Consider the following 18,926-nt stretch of genomic DNA (forward strand, 5'->3'; position numbering starts at 1 on the left):
ATCAGGTAAGTTGTAACGCTGTATATATGTAAATATAATGTTTTTTAACGATTGTGCGGAAAGATATGATTGGGGGAAGAGACGGACGAAAAACATAAAAGTGTTCTGAAAAGGTCCGGTTTTGTTCGCATTATGTTTGTAGAAAGATACCGGGAATCATCTACCTTTGCCCCCGGAATAAAAAACAATAGATTATGACTGCAATAAATAAAGAGAACTCAAAAGTGTTTTTGCTGACACTGTTGGGCATGTTATCGGCATTCGGTCCTTTTGTGACGGATATGTATTTACCTAGTCTGCCGGCCATGGCAGACTATTTTTCTGCCAGTTTGCCGATGGTTCAGATGGGACTGACAACCAGTATGATCGGGCTGGCACTGGGACAAATCTTTTTTGGTCCGCTGAGTGATAAATATGGCAGGCGCCCGTTATTATTAGTTTCGATGGTGCTGTTTATTGTGTCCACGCTGCTTTGTCTTTTTGCACCGGATATTTATTCGTTTGTCACTTTACGGCTGATACAAGGTGTAGCAGGGGCGGGGGGAATTGTGATTTCCCGTTCGGTAGCCACCGATAAGTTTTCGGGAAAGGAACTGGCTAAAATGCTGGCTGTGATCGGAGCGATCAATGGAGTGGCTCCTGTGGCTGCTCCGGTCATCGGAGGATTGTTGACAGGAAGCGTAGGCTGGCAGGGTATTTTTATGATTCTGCTGTTCATCGGGATTTTGCTGGGTATCGGATGTATCCGCTTTAAGGAGTCCTTGCCCACTGAGAAACGTTCCAAGACGGGTGTCTTTGCTACTTTCCGGAGTTTCGGCATCATTGTTCATAACCGTCGTTATATGCTCTATGTACTTCAGCTGGCTTTTGCGCAGGGCATCCTGTTTGCCTATATCGCCTCTTCTCCTTTTATCATCCAGCAACATTACGGGTTTTCTCCTTTTGCCTTCAGCATCTGCTTTGCCGTGAATGCTGTGGCTATCGGAGTGGCTGCCGCCATATCAGTGAAATTCCGCCGGACCGAGAATGGAACACTGACCGGATGCATTGGTATGCTGGTGTTTGCGATCCTTCAGATGGCGGCACTCTATAGCGGCTGTGGCTTTTGGACGTACGAACTGCTTATGTTTGCATTGCTCTTTATGATGGGACTGACTTTCACAGCCTCTACCACTCTGGCGATGGATTGCGAACGCAGATATGCAGGAGCTGCTTCCGCTTTGCTGGGTGCACTCTGTTTCGCATCCGGAGGCATCGTTTCTCCATTGGTCGGACTGGGAGATATCCTCCTGTCTACCGGAGTAACTTTTGTGGTTTGTGCTGTTTGTTCACTGCTGTGTGCATTGTGGGCAGTGAAACGAACAGCGTTGAAGGTTGCGGTATGCCGTACTTAATCCATCCTACATGGCATATTTATTTTGATATTCTCTGGGTGATATTCCCTCATGCCGCTTGAAGTATCTTCCCAGATACGACTGGTCCGGAAAACCGAGCTGGTCGGCTATATCCTGCATGGTCAGATCGGTTGACTGGAGCAATACCTTTATCTCCAGAATAGCAAAATCATCAATGATCTTCTTCGCCGAATCTCCCGTCACGCTACGGCAGATGCCTGTCAGATACTTGGTGGAGATACAGAGTTTATTGGCATAGAACGTAACTTCCCGTTGCGAAATACAGTTTTCGTGCACTAATGCGACGAAGTTCTTGAATATTTCATCTTGGCGGCTTCCTCCTTCTATTTCGTGTTTATCGAAGTAGCGATAATATTTGTCGTAAATATCGAGCATGAAAGATTGAAGATGATTTTTCGCGATTTGGTTTCTGAAACGATTTTCGCGGTCGTTGTAGATAGCAGTCGTTGCGCGTATCAATCCACGGATAGCTCCGGTATTTTCTTCGGGGAGCACGTAGCAGGGATGCTCTTTTATAAACCGGAAGAAGATAGGCTCGAAGCGGAGGCAGGCTTCCCGGAACATTTCTTTAGGAAATCCGAAGAAAGAAGCGGTGAAGTCACTGCTACTGCCATTGATACGGATAATGGTTCCGGGCAGGAGTACCAGCTGGGTATTGGGTACTATTTCATAATCTTTCAGATCAATCGTGACATGAGCCCAGCCGTTATGGCAAAAATAAATGGCTCCTCCTTCCAGCTTCCATAGATGGTGCATGATTGGAGATAAATTTTCATCAAGTCCGGCAGCGAACGGTTCGCGCATGATAGCAAGGATAGAGTCTCTCTGTTTCATATCTTCTTCTCTTTTTGTCGGTAAAAATAGGACTTTTTCACTAAATATCGCTCATGTTGTTCTGAAAATGAACAAAACTGGAAACACTAAGACCAGTTTTCTATGGTGGAAACAGTCTACCTTTGCCGCGATCAAAAATCTTAATAGGTAATAATAAAATGAGTAAAAAGGTATGTAATGTCAAGCAAGGGCTATTGTTGCTCTGCTGTCTGGTTGCCGCTACAGGTTGTAAGCAGGCATCACCCACACAAATGGAAACAGAATATGAAGTGATGACTGTTGCTCCGGCAGACCGGATGATTTCGAGCGCTTATTCGGCGGCTATCCGTGGACGTCAGGATATTGATATTTATCCGCAGGTAGGAGGTACGCTGACGAAAGTGTGCGTGACGGAAGGTCAGCGCGTAAAAAACGGACAAACGTTGTTTATAATTGACCAGGTGCCGTATGAAGCTGCATTGCAGACGGCAGTGGCAAACGTAGAGTCCGCTAAGGCTTCTCTGGCTACGGCACAACTGACTTATGAAAGCAAAGAGGAACTGTATAAGGAGAATGTAGTTTCCTCATTCGATCTGAGTACGGCAAAAAACTCTCTGCTGGCTGCCAAAGCGCAACTGGCGCAGGCGAAAGCACAAGAAGTGAGTGCCCGTAATAATCTGTCTTATACGGTAGTGAAAAGTCCGGCGGACGGTGTGATAGGTACATTGCCTTATCGGGTAGGCGCATTGGTTAGTTCCAATATCGCCGAACCTTTGACCACCGTTTCCGACAATTCGGATATGTACGTTTACTTCTCGATGACGGAAAACCAACTGCTGGGATTGATCCGCCAGTATGGTTCTAAAGAAGAAGCATTGAAGAATATGCCGACTATCAGTTTGCAGCTGAATGATAAGTCCGATTATCCGCAGCAGGGCCAGATCGAGTCTATCAGTGGCGTCATCGACCGTTCGACGGGTACTGTCAGCCTGCGTGCCGTATTCCCCAATAAAGAGGGATTGCTGCATAGCGGTGGTGCCGGTAATGTCATATTTCCCGTGCAGAAAACCGGAGCTATCGTGATACCGCAAGGAGCTACGTTCGAAATCCAGGACAAGAGATATGTATACAAAGTAGTAGATGGCAAGGCACAATCCAATCAGGTGCAGGTGACCCGCGTCAATGGCGGTCGGGAATTTATTGTAGATGAAGGACTGGTTTCGGGAGATGTGATTGTAACGGAAGGTGTAGGATTGCTTCGCGAGGGTACGCCAATCAAGGCAAAGACAGCTCAGGCCGCTACGACAACTACTGAAAATTAAACAAAGGAGGAATTATCCATGAATTTAAGAACCTTTATTGAACGTCCGGTATTATCGGCAGTCATTTCTATAACGATTGTCGTTGTGGGCATCATCGGGTTGTTCAGTCTGCCCGTTGAACAATATCCCGATATAGCTCCGCCTACCATTATGGTGAGTACCACCTATTATGGTGCAAGTGCGGAAACGTTACAGAAGAGTGTTATTGCACCTTTGGAAGAAGCCATCAATGGGGTGGAAGACATGACCTATATGACTTCTACAGCAACGAATTCCGGTACGGTAAGTATTACCGTTTACTTTAAGCAGGGGACAGACCCGGATATGGCGGCTGTCAACGTGCAGAACCGTGTATCGAGAGCCACAGGACAGCTTCCGGCGGAAGTGACGCAGGTCGGTGTAACGACTTCCAAGCGTCAGACGAGTATCTTGCAGATGTTCTCTCTGTTCAGCCCGGACGACAGTTACGATGAAAACTTCCTTTCCAACTATATCAGTATCAACCTGAAACCGGAGATTCTTCGTGTCTCGGGTGTAGGCGACCTGATGGTGATGGGAGGTGAGTACAGTATGCGTGTGTGGATGAAACCGGACGTGATGGCACAGTATAAACTGATTCCGTCTGATATCACCACCGTACTTGCCGAACAGAATATCGAATCGGCTACCGGTTCGTTTGGTGAGAACTCAAACGAAACCTATCAATATACGATGAAATATAAAGGACGTCTGATCACTCCGGAAGAGTTTGGAGATATTGTCATCCGTTCTACGGACAACGGCGAAGTATTGAAGCTGAAAGACATTGCCGATATACAACTGGGACAGGATAGTTATGCCTATCATGGTGGTCTCGACGGTCATCCGGGTGTTTCGTGTATGATATTCCAGACGGCAGGTTCCAATGCGACCGAAGTCAATCAGAATATTGACAAACTGCTCGAAGAAGCCCGCAAAGACCTTCCGAAGGGAGTGGAACTGACACAGATCATGAGTTCGAATGACTTCCTTTTCGCTTCTATTCATGAGGTGGTGAAGACCTTGATCGAGGCTATCATTCTAGTTATTCTTGTGGTATATGTCTTCTTGCAGGACTTCCGTTCTACCTTGATTCCTCTGGTGGGAGTGATTGTTTCGCTGATTGGTACGTTTGCTTTCATGGCTATGGTAGGTTTCAGTATCAATCTGCTTACGCTGTTCGCGCTTGTGCTGGTGATCGGTACGGTGGTGGATGATGCGATTATTGTCGTCGAGGCGGTGCAGGCACGGTTCGACGTAGGGTACAGGTCGTCCTACATGGCAAGTATCGATGCCATGAAAGGTATCAGTAATGCTGTTATCACCTCTTCACTGGTGTTTATGGCGGTATTTATTCCGGTATCTTTTATGGGAGGTACTTCCGGTACGTTCTATACCCAGTTTGGTCTGACGATGGCGGTTGCCGTTGGTATTTCCGCTGTCAATGCGTTGACGCTGAGTCCGGCATTGTGCGCATTGCTGCTGAGGCCTTATATTAACGAAGACGGTACGCAGAAGAATAATTTTGCGGCACGTTTCCGTAAGGCTTTCAACTCGGCTTTCGATATCATGGTAGAGAAATATAAGAATGTCGTGTTGATCTTTATCAAACGCAGATGGTTGGCATGGTCGTTGCTGGCTTGCTCCGTAGTGTTGCTTGTATTCCTGATGAATACGACAAAGACGAGTCTGGTGCCGGACGAAGACCAGGGTGTGGTATTCGTCAATGTAAGTACAGCGGCAGGTAGCTCGCTGACCACGACCGATGAGGTGATGGAACGCATCGAAAAGCGCCTGATGGATATTCCGCAGATAGCACACGTGCAGAAAGTGGCCGGTTACGGATTGTTGGCAGGGCAGGGAAGCTCGTTTGGTATGTTGATTCTGAAACTGAAACCGTGGGACGAGCGTCCGAATGATGAGGATAACGTGCAGGCAGTCATCGGCCAGGTATATGGTCGTACGGCGGATATCAAGGATGCCAGTGTCTTCGCTATTTCTCCGGGTATGATTCCGGGTTATGGTATGGGTAATGCGCTGGAACTTCACATGCAGGATAAGATGGGCGGTGATATCAACGAGTTCTTTACCACTACCCAGCAATATCTGGGTGCATTGAACCAGCGTCCGGAGATTGCGATGGCATATTCTACGTTCGACGTACGCTATCCGCAATGGACGGTAGAGGTGGATGCTGCCAAGTGTAAACGGGCAGGTATTACACCGGATGCTGTGCTGAGCACATTGTCGGGCTATTATGGTGGTCAGTATGTGTCCAACTTCAATCGTTTTTCTAAAGTATATAGAGTGATGATTCAGGCTGACCCTCAATTCCGTCTGGATGAATCTTCACTGGATAATGCTTTTGTACGTATGTCGAATGGTGAGATGGCACCGCTGAGCCAGTTTGTAACGTTGACACGCAGTTACGGTGCAGAGTCGCTGAGCCGCTTCAATATGTACAACTCTATTGCGGTGAATGCGATGCCGGCAGACGGATACAGTACCGGTGATGCTATCAAAGCCGTACAGGAAACGGCGGTACAGGCTCTTCCGAAGGGGTATGGCTATGATTATGGAGGCATCACCCGTGAAGAGAACCAGCAGAGTGGTACGACGGTGATCATCTTCGGAATTTGCTTCCTGATGATCTACCTCATCCTGAGTGCGTTGTATGAGAGCTTTATTATTCCGTTCGCTGTTCTTCTGAGCGTACCTTGCGGATTGATGGGAAGCTTTCTCTTCGCATGGATGTTCGGACTGGAGAATAACATTTACTTGCAGACAGGTTTGATTATGCTGATCGGTCTGCTGGCTAAGACAGCTATCCTGCTGACGGAATATGCGGCGGAACGCCGTAAGGCAGGTATGGGACTGATTGCTTCTGCTGTCAGTGCGGCTAAAGCCCGTCTCCGTCCGATTCTGATGACAGCGTTGACGATGATTTTCGGTCTGTTCCCTCTGATGATGTCCAGTGGGGTAGGAGCAAACGGTAACCGTTCGTTGGGTACAGGTGTAGTCGGTGGTATGACTATCGGTACATTGGCATTGCTATTCATCGTGCCTACCTTGTTTATCGCCTTCCAGTGGTTGCAGGAACGTTTGCGCCCTATGCAGAGTGCCCCTACGGAAGACTGGCAGATTGAGACAGAAATCAAAGTAAGTGAAGAAGAGAAGTCTAAAGCAGGAAAGGAATAATTGACAATGAAGAAAATAATCATCTTATCCGCAGCAACGCTGGTACTAAGCAGTTGCGGTATATACAATAAATACAAACCGGTATCGGAAGTTCCCGAGGGACTCTACGGCAGCGAGACAGTCGCTGCCACCGATACGACAAACTTCGGAAACCTCTCGTGGAAAGAGGTGTTTACCGATCCATATTTACAGAATCTCATTGATTCGGCTTTGGTACGCAACACCGATATGCAGACTGCTCATCTGCGTGTGAAGGAAGCGGAGGCATCGCTGATGACATCCAAGTTATCTTATCTGCCTTCGTTGTTTCTGGCTCCGGAAGGGGCTGTGAGCAGCTTCGACCGTGGAAAAGCTACGCAGACTTATTCGTTGCCGGTGACTGCTTCGTGGGAACTGGACATCTTTGGAAAAGTGACTACAGCCAAACACCGTGCAAAAGCCGCTTACGAACAGAGCAAGGAGTATGAACAGGCAGTGAAGACACAATTGGTATCTTCCGTGGCAAATACTTATTATACTTTGCTGATGCTTGATTCTCAATACGAGATTGCAGCTGCTACCGAATCGGCCTGGAAAGAGAGCGTGAGAGTGGCCCGTGCCATGAAGAATGCCGGTATGATGAACGAGGCAGGACTGGCACAGACAGAAGCTACCTATTATAATATCTGTACGACGGTGCTCGATTTGAAAGAGCAAATCAACCAGGCGGAAAACTCAATGGCTTTGCTGTTGGCGGAAACACCTCATGGCATACAGCGTGGAAAACTGGAAAACCAGCAGTTGCCGGAAGACTTCTCCGTAGGTATTCCTCTGCAGATGCTTTCCAATCGTCCGGATGTGCGTAGTGCGGAGTTCTCACTAGCACAGGCTTTCTATACAACGAATGCTGCCCGTGCCGCTTTCTATCCTTCTATCATGTTGAGTGGCAGTGCCGGATGGACTAACAGCGCTGGAAACATGATTATCAATCCGGGTAAGTTTCTCGCTTCTGCCGTGGCTTCTCTGACGCAACCTTTATTTAATAAAGGAGCTAACATTGCCCAGCTGAAAATAGCGAAAGCACAACAGGAAGAAGCCCGCCTCAGCTTCGAACAGACACTGCTGAATGCGGGAGTGGAAGTCAACGAAGCACTGGTGCAATATCAGACAGCACGGGACAAGGCCGCTTTCTACGACAAGCAGGTTACTTCTTTGCAGACGGTAGCCAAGAGTACCAGCCTTCTGATGAAACATGGAGACACCACTTATCTGGAAGTGTTGACAGCCCAACAGACGCTGTTGAATGCAAAACTTTCTAAAGTAGCGAATCGCTTCACCGAAATCCAGGGTGTGATTACTTTGTATCAGGCTTTGGGCGGCGGTAGAATGTAAAGAGGCATGTATGCGCTTTTACGAGGACTTTTTTAAGTGGATGGTATTCGTTATATTGACGGGCACCTGAATACTGATAAATTCAATGTTTGTGTATTAGAGAAAAGGCGTGCCTGTTATTAACAGCGCACGCCTTTTTATGATCATCCGGTTATTCATGTAACTGATAATCTCCGGCTTTATCTGATACGACTTGTTGCAACTCTTCAAGCGGCATTTCGTCTTTATCGAACTCAACAGTAGCTACCGGAGGGTTCAGTGTTACGACGGCTTTTACTCCATCGATGCTGTTAAGTGCTTTTTCGACATGTGTGCGACAGTTGTTGCACATCATTCCTTCTACTTTAAAATTCTTCTTCATGTTTTCTTTATTTATTGGTTCAACTTCATTGATGGGTACCACTTCTTTTTCTGCTGGTGGCACCTCTGTCTTTCTCTGGATTTTCTTCCCTTTCAGACGCAGGCTGTTGGCCACCACACTTACGCTGCTGAATGCCATGGCAGCACCTCCAATCATCGGATTCAGGAGGAATCCGTTAAGCGGGTAGAGGATACCTGCCGCAATGGGCACTCCAATCAGATTATATATAAATGCCCAGAACAGGTTCTGATGAATGGTTCTTACCGTGAGCTGGGATAAGCGAATCGTTTCCGGGATTTTCATCAGATCGGACGACAGGATAGTAATCATTGCGGTATCCATTGCTATGTCGCTTCCTTTTCCCATGGCGATACTCAGGTCTGCCTGTGCCAGAGCTGCGCTGTCATTAATACCATCGCCTACCATCGCCACCTTCTTGCCCTCCTGTTGCAATTGCTTTATAAAGAGAGCCTTGTCCTGTGGAAGTACACTTGACTTATAATGTCCGATAGCTGCCTTCTGCGCTATTTCTCTGGCGGTGTCTTCATTGTCTCCTGTCAGCATGTAGACTGTAATTCCCATTTTCCGTAATCTGCGGATGGCTTCTTTTGAAGTCGATTTCATCTGATCTGTTATAGCGATCACCGCTATTGCTTTCGTAGAATGACCAAACCAGATAACCGTTTTTGCCTCTTTATGCCAGATGTCTGCCTGTTGCTGTAATTCTTCATCCGGATAAACTCCGTTGGCAATCAGTAAATCAGAGTTTCCCACATAATAGGTTTCATTATCGACCGTTCCTTTTATACCTTTTCCCGGGATATTCTCAAAACCTGTGACGGGGATGGCTGTCTCATTCTTCCATTCATTTACAACAGCTTCCGCAAGCGGATGTTCGGACAAACGTTCCAGACTATATAATATATTTCCGGTCTCTTCCGTTCCTTTGCTCCATAAGCTGTTTACAACAATGGGATGACCTTCGGTGATGGTCCCGGTTTTATCGAGCACCACTGCATCTATCTTCCGTGCGACTTCCAGGCTGGTGGCATCTTTTATCAGGATTCCCTGTTCCGCTCCCTTGCCTATTCCTACAATCAGTGCCGTCGGAGTGGCCAGTCCCAATGCGCAGGGACAGGCAATTATGAGTACGGTAACCATTGCCAGCAGTCCGTGTGTGAAGCCTTCCGTAGGTGCAAACAATATCCAGATGATAAACGACAGAACCGCTATTCCTATAATGACAGGTACAAAGATTCCTGCGATTTTATCTACCAGCTTCTGGACCGGCGCTTTACTTCCCTGCGCATCCTGTACCATGCGGATAATCTGTGCCAGCATCGTGTCCGATCCTGTCTTATCCGTCCTGAAACGAAAAGCTCCTTTCTGATTGATAGTACCTGCATATACCTTTTCGCCGGTCTGCTTGTGTACCGCTACCGGTTCACCGCTCAGCATACTTTCATCTACGTACGATTCGCCGATTGTCACTGTTCCGTCTACTGCTATGCGTTCTCCCGGCTTGACGGCAATGATATCGCCGATACGGGCTTTTTCAATCGGAACAGTCCGTTCGCCCGATTCGGTGATGATAGTGACGGTTTTAGGCTGTAGCCCTATCAGCTTTTTGATGGCGGTCGATGTGTTTTGTTTAGCCCGTTCTTCCAGTAATCTGCCTAGCAGGATGAAGGCGATAATCATACTTGCCGCCTCAAAGTAAAGATGCGGAGCTACGCCTCGCGATAACCAGAAATCGGGGAAAAGCAGGTTGAATACACTGAACAGATAAGCTATTCCGGTGCTGATGGCTACCAGTGTATCCATGTTTGAAGATCCATGTTTTAATTGTTTCCACGCATGGACGTAGAAACTGCGTCCGAAGCCCAGAACCACGATTGTAGATAGAATCCACACTATATATTTCATCAGTGTGAGCTCGGAAAACCACATGCTGATTACCATAACAGGCACTGCCAATGCTACCGCTCCGATTGTTTGGGTTTTCAGTGACCGGTACCTTTTCGCATGTGCTTGTTCCGCCTCTTCGTTGGTGTCATTGCCTGTATCTGTCAGCAAATCGTATCCGGCATTCTGTACCGCTGTTTTCAATGACTGATCCGAACATTCGTCAGAATCATAAACTACCTGTGCGCTGGCTGTTGCATAATTGATAGTTGCTTCGCATACGCCCGGCTGGGCATTTAGTACCTTATCTATTCTGGCTGCACATGACGCGCAGCTCATTCCTGTGATCTGATATGTTTTTTTAGTTTTCATACGCTTTCCCTTTTTTTATTCTTTGCAAAGGTAAGGCGTAAGATGCGGAGGGTTGTTACAGAATTATGGATATGATTTATATCTTATATTTCATCCAACGGTTCCCGTTTATGTTCCTTGAGCTGCTTGAACTGGCTGGGTGTCATACCGGTCACATTACGAAATTGTGTACTCAGATGTGCAACGCTTGAGTATTGCAGCAGGTCGGCTATTTCACTGATGGAGAGTTCATCGTAGATAAGCAACTCTTTGATTCGTTCCACTTTCTGGGCAATATAGTACTTCTCTATGCTGACTCCGTTGACTTCGGAAAACAATTTGCTCAGAAAACTATAGTCGTAGTGGCATTTCTCTTTTAAGTATTCGGACAATTTAAGTTTGGAGGCATTATCTTCGTAATGTACCAATTCGATGATTGCAGTCCGAATCTGTTCGATGATGCGCATACGTTTATCGTCAATCCATTCGAATCCGTATTTTTCGAGCGCCTCTTTGATGTTTTTCCAATCATCGGGTTTTAGCTCCTCTTGTACGACAGCCTTGCCCAGTTCCACATTGAGAGGAGTGAGGTGCAGTCCTTTGAGCATTTCCGTTACAACCAGTACACAACGGTTGCAAACCATGTTTTTAATCAGGATAATGTGATTCTGCTCTGCCATAATACTACCTTCATTTAATTAATCAGATTCTAAAAGATGCGTTTCAGCAAGTTTGCAGGAAACAAACCTGTCTGCAAAAGTACGGATTTAAAAAGAAAATCAGCGTTTTTAGTTTGAGATACTCTGTATTTCATTCTTTATTCGTCTCTTTTTTTGTAGAAATACCCAATGTTTGATGAACAGGTGAATTACAACTTAGAAACTCCTATAAGAGTACTTCCGGATAAGTACAAGACTTGCTTGTGAGAAGTACTTAAGTTGCTTGGTGCTAGTACTACGTTTGAGTCGGAGATGTACAACATTTGCATGAAAGATGTACTACTTTTACTCCGTGCTATTATACAGCTATTTTCTGCATTCAGCCGCTATCCCCTTCTATGAAGGCATTTGCGAATGAAGCTGAAAGGGCTGAATGCGAAGTGTCAGTACTTTGCTAGTAAATGCACCTTTTGATGTAGCTGATCTGATACCGAACAAATTTATCTCTATCTTTGTCTTATTAATATTTGGAGAATAGAAAGTAAAGGTACCGTTGGAGAAGTTGCGGGAAAGGGAATTAACTTCTTCAAAAATGGTCTTTAGTATTATCTTAACTAGTAGAAAAATGGGGAATTTAATTTCATTTATGAAAGAAGTAGCCAATGGGCTGCGGGAAAGTGGGAATTATGGGACTGCCCACATTTACAGAAGTAGCATGAGTGCTGTCATTTCATTCCATGGAAGTGATAAACTTCCTTTCAGGAAAGTTACTCAGGAGTTTCTTAAAAGTTTCGAATCGTATTTGCGGGGAAGAAATTGTAGTTGGAATACCGTTTCTACCTACATGCGTACATTGCGGGCAGTGTATAACCGGGCGGTCGACCGCCATATTGCGCCTTATGTGCCCCATCACTTCCGGTATGTTTATACAGGAACGCGCGCGGACAGGAAACGTGCACTCGATAAGGAAGATATGGAACGTTTGATGAAAGAACTTCCGAAACGATTGTGTCAGGAAAATAAAGAGTTGCAGCGTACGTGTGCGCTATTCTTTTTGATGTTTTTACTTCGTGGAATTCCGTTTGTGGACCTTGCCTATCTGAAAAAGCACGATATGGATGGAAACACAATCACTTACCGTCGTAGAAAGACCGGTAGATTATTGACCGTAACTCTGGTGCCGGAAGCCATGAAGCTGATAAAGCGGTATATGAACACCGATCCGGCTTCTCCTTATCTTTTTTCACTGATTACCAGTGGAGAAGGGACAGAAGCAGCCTATAAAGAATATCAGCTGGCACTGCGTAATTTTAATTATCAGTTAATGATTTTGAAACAGGTTTTGGGATTGACTTCAGAATTGAGTTCATACACCGCCCGCCATACTTGGGCTACGATGGCATACTATTGTGAGATACATCCCGGCGTCATTTCTGAAGCGATGGGACATTCTTCCATCACCGTAACAGAGACGTATCTGAAGCCTTTTAAGAATAAGAAAATTGATGAAGCGAATGTGACGGTAATTTCTTCTTTAAGAAAGACTTTTTTGAGTAGTAAATTCTTGAATTAGAGTAGTGTTACTTTGTAGGTAACGGGAAGAAAAGACGCTGCAAATATGAACATATTTTGGAAAACATGCAAACAAAAATGATATTTTTTCTGATAAACTACTAAAAAAAGGAAACACACAGAATAAAACTGCGGATTTTTTGAGAAGAACACGGCTTGCTCTTTAATTTTTGCAAAAGATTTCCCTCCCCTCTGCCATCGTCTGAGAGCAGGGGTTAAAAATATTCTTTACTTATTTAATGAATGTAGCCCGCAGACACCTCTGTCGGGGTGGAAAAACATGCTTTCCTGTTACCTACAAAGTAACGGGAAGGTGTTATTGAAACTTAGTGTTTAATAATATATTATTAATGTAATTTTTAAGTAGTTATGAAGAAAAAATTTATTAGAGTGATGTTTTTCGGAGCATTAGCGCTTTCAACTGTCACCTACGTAGGCTGTAAGGACTACGATGATGACATAGACAATCTGCAAACTCAGATTGACGCAAACAAAGCTAGTATCGAAAGTTTGCAGAAGTTTGTAGATAGTGGTAAGTGGGTTACAAATGTGGAATCTATTGCAGGGGGATTCAAGATTACATTTAACGATGAAAAATCTTATGAAATCGTAAGTGGTGCCAAAGGTGACAAGGGAGATAAGGGAGACAAAGGAGATACAGGTGCGGCTGGTACTCCGGGAGCAGCAGGTGCTGATGGCGCTCCAGGCTCAAAAGTTACTATTGATGAGAAAACCGGCGAATGGCTGATCGATAACGAACCTACCGGATGGTTTGCAAAAGGAGAAAATGGAAAGGATGGTAAAGACGGACAATCGCCTTTTATCGGTGAAGATGGATATTGGTACTTTTGGGATGCAACTGCAGAAGGTGGTAATGGTAAACTTGTACAAGGAGCTTACGCACAGACAAGTGTATATATTGTAAAAGGAACAGACCGCCCGAATTGGGTACTTCACGTAGGAGCTCAGAATGCGGATGGTTCATATACTGACCAGACTGTTATTTTGCCGTCTGCTGACAAAATTTCAAGCATGAAAGTAGTAACGCTTATTGGTAATAAAATAGAGACCCCGACTACTGCTACTACTGTTAATATGTATTATGGACGTGTTCCCAAAGATTTTGAATTCAACGGAAAAAAATATATTGCCGGTGATTTATTGACTTCTAAAGGAGCTACAATTAATGCATTAATTAATCCGGTAGATCTTGATCTTAGTGCATATTCTCTTGATTTGACAGATTCTAAAGGCAATACAAACTATACAATCGCTGAAGTTGCTCAGAACGTAAGTGAAAAACCGTTAACTCGTGCAGATAAAACACCTAATAAGGGTGTATTCGATTTAAGTATTGCTGTTGCTGACGGAGTAGCTTACAGTGATCTTCCAGGCAGCAATGATATTGCATATGCTTTAACAACAAAAGATGCTTTTGGAAATGAAATTATATCAGACTATGCTGTAAAAGTGACGGCTAAAATGCGGGCAATGTCATGTACTGGTCCTAGTGTAGATGCTGTTTATCGTACGGTACATAGTTTGGATGAACTGGTTGGGGACAGAATGAATGCAGCTGTTGATTTCTATTATACTATTGAAGGTGCTGATAGAAATACTGCAGAATTATTAGGTGTCAAACTAGATGCGGATGCCAGAACAATTTATGCAGAAAAAGAAGGAAGAATGCCTGTGACTATTCATTATCTGAAAACAGATGGAACAACGGCAACTACTACCATGAATATTGATTTCAAGAACATTGTAGTTGATGTAACTGTAGCTGACATGGAATGGACTATCACACCGGATGTGAAGAACCAGTGGACTTCTTCTGATGTGACAGCTATGAAAGACTTGCTCAGACAAGGCCGTTATAATATTCAGCTTAAAGAAATAGCTTATACTGACGGTAAGATCCGTGTCAATGGTAAAGATTGGGAATATAATTTTGCTGATAATAGCATCCAATTCGAACTACAGGCTGCTGATATTGATGGTGAACCTATCACAATTAATACTGTAGATGATTATGCTAAGGGTATAACGTTTAGCGTGGTAGCTCACTTTAAACCTGCTAAGGTAGCTGCAACATCTCATGATGTAACATTGAATATTGTAGATACTAAGGATAACAATAAGGTTGTATATTCTACTAAATTTAAAGTTGTAGTTAAACAAGATAATGATGCAATCTTTAAGTTTGAACCGTTATCAGCATATTTCGATGCTACTAAGACTGAAGCTACTGCTTTTGGTGAATTGAATGCTAATGGTGATAAGATCCTGTATAACCTGAATAAACTATTCAGTGTATCTGCAGCGGATGCTCAATGTATCACATTTGAAGAAACAGTACCTACATTCAATGGTGTGAAAGCTGCTGCATGGTTGACTGGTGCAACAGATGCGATAAGTGTAGACCCAATGAAGGATGTTAAAGAAGCTGACGGCGTAGCTGACGAAGATAATGCAGGTGCATACTCTGCACGTAAGTTTGTCTCTACTTATCATCCGTTTAACAATGAACGTTTGGCTACTTATAGCTATACTTACAATTTGACTATTAAGTCACCGATCAAAGAAGGTAAGCAGAAGGGTATTACTGGCAAGTCTCTGTCTTTGGATAAGAAGAGCTTTGAGTTTACAATGAACAATACTGATATTAAGTGGCAAGATGTAAATATGAGTGGTAATACTTATATCAATTGGGCTACTGAAACCAGAGTCAGCAAATACACAGTGGCATTAAGTGAGGTTGCTGCCGGATATATGACAATTCAAGTAGGTACGGGAGTTCTGCACGAAGGTACCGAACCTGTTGAAATTAAGGCAGGTGACAAGGTTACAATTGCTTTGAAAACGAGTGTAACTGACATCAAGAATGATGTAGCGGCAACTGATAGTTATGTTACTTTGTCTGTTCTGGATAAATGGGGTGCAACAAGTCAATGCAAAGTTGATGCTCCGCTTAAAAAGAGACAGTAACAGTAGTTCAAAACAGAGAATAATCTCGTTGGGGTGAAAACCCGGACTTATGAATAACTCTAAACTGAGAGCATCCCTTTTGATTCAGCAGGGATGCTCTCTCTTTAAAAGAAAAGAGATAAGTATGAATAGAAAGAAACTGTGGTTGACTGCATTTGTCTTAGCTTTAGGTGGAACAGTATCTTTTGCGCAGGAACAGAAAATCAAAGAGGAAGGTAAAATAGAATTTAGACCTCATTGGTTTATGCAAGTGCAGGCAGGTGCTGCCCATACAGTTGGAGAAGCTAAGTTCTTTGATCTTATTTCTCCGGCTGCTGCTGTTAATATCGGTTATCAGTTTGCCCCTGCGTGGAGTGCACGGGTAGGAGGCAGCGGATGGCAGGCGAAAGGTCGTTGGGTTACTCCACAACAAGACTACCAGTATAAATATTTGCAAGGCAATGCTGATATTATATCAGACTTGAGTACGTTGTTTTGTGGCTTCAACCCCAAACGGGTATTCAATGGCTATGTTTTTGCAGGTATAGGTCTTAATCGTGGTTTTGATAATGATGAAGCGGTTGCAATTGATGCAAACGGTTACAAAATGGATTATCTTTGGACGGAAGGAAAGTTTCTTGTGGCCGGACGTCTGGGCTTAGGATGCAATTTACGTCTAAATGATCGTTTGGCTATCAATATTGAAGGTAATGCAAATATTCTTTCTGATAAGTTTAATTCCAAGAAAGCAGGAAACTCCGACTGGCAGTTTAATGCTTTGGTTGGTTTGAATATTAAGTTCGGCAAAGGATATAAAGAAACCAAGCCTGTATATTACGAACCGGAACCGGTTGTAGTGGAACAACCGAAGCCTGCTCCTGTGATAGAACAGCCACAGCCAAAGAAGGAAGTGGTAGCAGTACAGCCAATGAAACAAGATATCTTTTTTGCTTTGAATTCGGCACGTATTCAAGATGACCAAAAGCCAAAGATTGATAGATTGGCAGAATACTTGCAGAAGAATCCATCAGCAAAAGTACAGGTGACCGGTTACGCTGATGTGAATACCGGTAATGCGCGAATCAATAAAGCATTGTCCGAGAAAAGGGCTGTTAACGTTGCCGATGCTTTGAAGGCAAGAGGAATAAGCACCGATAGGATGATTGTTGATTCTAAAGGTGACACTGTTCAGCCATACAAAACACCCGAAGAAAACCGGGTAAGTATTTGTATTGCCGAATAGAAAGTAGGTAGAATATAACACATGAAAAATTGTTGTATTTTCAATATGTAGTGATTGAATATGACTACTTTTCGGTTATATATCTCTGTGAAGAGGTTTATAATCGTGTTTCCCACTAAGGATTTTCCCCACTATGTCCTTAGTTTATTTTAGTGAAGAGAGAAAAGGTCTGCACTTGTGAAAGACCGGGCTTTTACTAACTCTCTATACCCAAGGGACGTTCCTGATTTCCCCTTTTTCCCTGGGAACGTCCCATTTTTATTTTAAGAGTGATTAGTCCGGTTATCTCTTTATGTATTCCTAAAACTGTTTTTTTATGGTATACTGAACAATTATATCGTTATATTTGTAATTCATAGTTTTGGGAAATGGAAAGAAAAGGCACTGTTTTCAGGAAGTATGGGAAAAGGGAACAAACTTCTTCAGAAAAGCCTTTTAAAGTATTATTTAAATTAATAGAAGATGGGGAATTTAATTTCATTTATGAAGGAAGTAGCCAATGGGCTAAGGGAAAGTGGGAATTATGGCACTGCTCATATTTACAGGAGTAGTTTGAGTGCTGTGGTTGCATTTCATGGAAGTGATAAACTTCCTTTCAGGAAAGTTACTCAGGAGTTTCTTAAAAGTTTCGAATCGTATTTGCGGAGGAAAAATTGTAGTTGGAATACCGTTTCTACCTACATGCGTACGTTGCGGGCAGTGTATAACCGGGCAGTCGACCGTCATATTGCGCCTTATGTGCCTCATCATTTCCGGTATGTCTATACAGGAACACGTGTGGACAGGAAGCGGGCACTGGATAAGGAAGATATGGGACGCCTGATGAAAGAACTTCCGAAACGATTATGTCTGGAGAACAAAGATTTACAGCGCACGCGTGGCCTTTTCTTTTTAATGTTTTTACTTCGTGGGATACCATTTGTAGACCTTGCCTATTTGAAAAAAAAGGATATGGATGGAAACGCAATCACTTACCGTCGCAGAAAGACTGGCAAACTTCTGACTGTAACACTCGTGCCGGAAGCTATGAAGCTAATAAAAAGGTATATGAATACAGATCCGGCTTCTCCTTATCTTTTTTCGTTGATCTCCAGTGAGGAAGGGACGGAAACTTCTTATAAAGAATATCAGCTGGCATTACGCAATTTTAATTATCAGTTAATGATTTTGAAACAGGTTTTGGGATTGACTTCAGAATTAAGCTCATACACCGCCCGCCACACTTGGGCTACGATGGCATACTATTGTGAGATACATCCCGGTGTCATTTCTGAAGCAATGGGACATTCTTCCATCACCGTAACAGAGACGTATCTGAAGCCTTTTAAGAATAAGAAAATTGATGAAGCGAATGTGGCGGTAATTACTTCCTTAAAGAAAGCTTGTGTGATCGGTAAGTTCTTGAATTAGAGTGGTGTTACTTCTTAGGTAACGGGAAGAAAAGACGCTGCAAATATGGACATATTTTGGAAAACATGCAAACAAAAATGATATTTTTTCTGATAAACTACTAAAAAAAGGAAACACACAGAATAAAACTGCGGATTTTTTGAGAAGAACACGACCTGGTCTTTAATTTTTGCAAAAGATTTCCCTCCCCTCTGCCATCGTCCGAGAGCAGGGGTTAGAAATATTCTTCACTTATTTAATGAATGTAGCCCGCAGACACCTCTGTCGGGGTGGAAATACATGCTTTCCCGTTACCTAAGAAGTAACAGAAAGACAGACCAC

At 43.9% G+C, this 18,926-nt stretch carries 11 protein-coding genes; 8 read left to right on the forward strand and 3 right to left on the reverse strand.

Annotated features, from left to right (window positions below):
• Positions 1-194: 194 nt before the first annotated feature.
• Positions 195-1,394, forward strand: a complete 1,200-nt coding sequence (locus BLW31_RS03285; protein WP_010539142.1) for a multidrug effflux MFS transporter — start codon at positions 195-197, stop codon at positions 1,392-1,394.
• Positions 1,395-1,400: 6 nt separating this feature from the next.
• Here BLW31_RS03285 and BLW31_RS03290 read toward each other — a convergent pair whose 3' ends face one another.
• Entirely contained in the window at positions 1,401-2,249 is an 849-nt protein-coding gene (locus BLW31_RS03290) for a helix-turn-helix domain-containing protein (protein ID WP_010539141.1), read from the reverse strand.
• A gap of 158 nt (positions 2,250-2,407) precedes the next feature.
• Here BLW31_RS03290 and BLW31_RS03295 point away from each other — a divergent pair, with 158 nt between their 5' ends.
• Genes BLW31_RS03295 through BLW31_RS03305 form a run of 3 tightly spaced genes read left to right on the forward strand, consistent with a single transcriptional unit; the run spans position 2,408 to position 8,137 of the window.
• Complete coding sequence (locus BLW31_RS03295) at positions 2,408-3,550, forward strand: efflux RND transporter periplasmic adaptor subunit (protein ID WP_029425683.1); 1,143 nt, start codon at positions 2,408-2,410, stop codon at positions 3,548-3,550.
• Positions 3,551-3,568: 18 nt separating this feature from the next.
• A complete protein-coding gene (locus tag BLW31_RS03300) occupies positions 3,569-6,766 on the forward strand; it encodes an efflux RND transporter permease subunit (protein ID WP_010539139.1) in 3,198 nt (1,065 codons plus the stop codon).
• Between the two features lie 6 nt (positions 6,767-6,772).
• Entirely contained in the window at positions 6,773-8,137 is a 1,365-nt protein-coding gene (locus BLW31_RS03305) for a TolC family protein (RefSeq protein WP_010539138.1), read from the forward strand.
• 151 nt (positions 8,138-8,288) lie between these two features.
• Here BLW31_RS03305 and BLW31_RS03310 read toward each other — a convergent pair whose 3' ends face one another.
• Together BLW31_RS03310 and BLW31_RS03315 are read right to left on the reverse strand one after the other, a co-directional pair.
• Positions 8,289-10,775 (reverse strand): heavy metal translocating P-type ATPase, encoded by a 2,487-nt coding sequence (locus BLW31_RS03310; RefSeq protein WP_010539137.1) that lies wholly within the window; start codon positions 10,773-10,775, stop codon positions 8,289-8,291.
• An 83-nt stretch (positions 10,776-10,858) separates the two neighbouring features.
• Complete coding sequence (locus tag BLW31_RS03315; RefSeq protein ID WP_010539136.1) at positions 10,859-11,434, reverse strand: helix-turn-helix domain-containing protein; 576 nt, start codon at positions 11,432-11,434, stop codon at positions 10,859-10,861.
• Positions 11,435-12,038: 604 nt separating this feature from the next.
• Here BLW31_RS03315 and BLW31_RS03320 point away from each other — a divergent pair.
• The 4 genes from BLW31_RS03320 to BLW31_RS03340 all read left to right on the forward strand — a co-directional run bounded on the left by BLW31_RS03320 (position 12,039) and on the right by BLW31_RS03340 (position 18,605).
• Positions 12,039-12,986 carry a tyrosine-type recombinase/integrase gene (locus tag BLW31_RS03320; RefSeq protein WP_029425681.1) on the forward strand — a complete coding sequence of 316 codons (948 nt, stop codon included), beginning with the start codon at positions 12,039-12,041 and terminating at the stop codon, positions 12,984-12,986.
• A gap of 368 nt (positions 12,987-13,354) precedes the next feature.
• Positions 13,355-15,973: a hypothetical protein gene (locus tag BLW31_RS03330; protein WP_029425680.1), complete on the forward strand. Its 2,619-nt coding sequence runs from the start codon at positions 13,355-13,357 to the stop codon at positions 15,971-15,973.
• 124 nt (positions 15,974-16,097) lie between these two features.
• Positions 16,098-17,195 (forward strand): OmpA family protein, encoded by a 1,098-nt coding sequence (locus BLW31_RS03335; protein WP_010539133.1) that lies wholly within the window; start codon positions 16,098-16,100, stop codon positions 17,193-17,195.
• Positions 17,196-17,657: 462 nt separating this feature from the next.
• Positions 17,658-18,605 (forward strand): tyrosine-type recombinase/integrase, encoded by a 948-nt coding sequence (locus BLW31_RS03340; protein ID WP_029425679.1) that lies wholly within the window; start codon positions 17,658-17,660, stop codon positions 18,603-18,605.
• Positions 18,606-18,926: the final 321 nt, after the last annotated feature.

Origin of the sequence: Bacteroides faecis MAJ27, from assembly GCF_900106755.1 — a bacterium.
Lineage (GTDB): Bacteria > Bacteroidota > Bacteroidia > Bacteroidales > Bacteroidaceae > Bacteroides > Bacteroides faecis.

Bases quoted from the DNA above. Each gene is read 5' to 3' on its own strand.
- BLW31_RS03285 (WP_010539142.1), top strand. From the start codon at position 195: ATGACTGCAATAAATAAAGAGAACTCAAAAGTGTTTTTGCTGACACTG.
- BLW31_RS03290 (WP_010539141.1), bottom strand. From the start codon at position 2,249: ATGAAACAGAGAGACTCTATCCTTGCTATCATGCGCGAACCGTTCGCT.
- BLW31_RS03295 (WP_029425683.1), top strand. From the start codon at position 2,408: ATGAGTAAAAAGGTATGTAATGTCAAGCAAGGGCTATTGTTGCTCTGC.
- BLW31_RS03300 (WP_010539139.1), top strand. From the start codon at position 3,569: ATGAATTTAAGAACCTTTATTGAACGTCCGGTATTATCGGCAGTCATT.
- BLW31_RS03305 (WP_010539138.1), top strand. From the start codon at position 6,773: ATGAAGAAAATAATCATCTTATCCGCAGCAACGCTGGTACTAAGCAGT.
- BLW31_RS03310 (WP_010539137.1), bottom strand. From the start codon at position 10,775: ATGAAAACTAAAAAAACATATCAGATCACAGGAATGAGCTGCGCGTCA.
- BLW31_RS03315 (WP_010539136.1), bottom strand. From the start codon at position 11,434: ATGGCAGAGCAGAATCACATTATCCTGATTAAAAACATGGTTTGCAAC.
- BLW31_RS03320 (WP_029425681.1), top strand. From the start codon at position 12,039: ATGGGGAATTTAATTTCATTTATGAAAGAAGTAGCCAATGGGCTGCGG.
- BLW31_RS03330 (WP_029425680.1), top strand. From the start codon at position 13,355: ATGAAGAAAAAATTTATTAGAGTGATGTTTTTCGGAGCATTAGCGCTT.
- BLW31_RS03335 (WP_010539133.1), top strand. From the start codon at position 16,098: ATGAATAGAAAGAAACTGTGGTTGACTGCATTTGTCTTAGCTTTAGGT.
- BLW31_RS03340 (WP_029425679.1), top strand. From the start codon at position 17,658: ATGGGGAATTTAATTTCATTTATGAAGGAAGTAGCCAATGGGCTAAGG.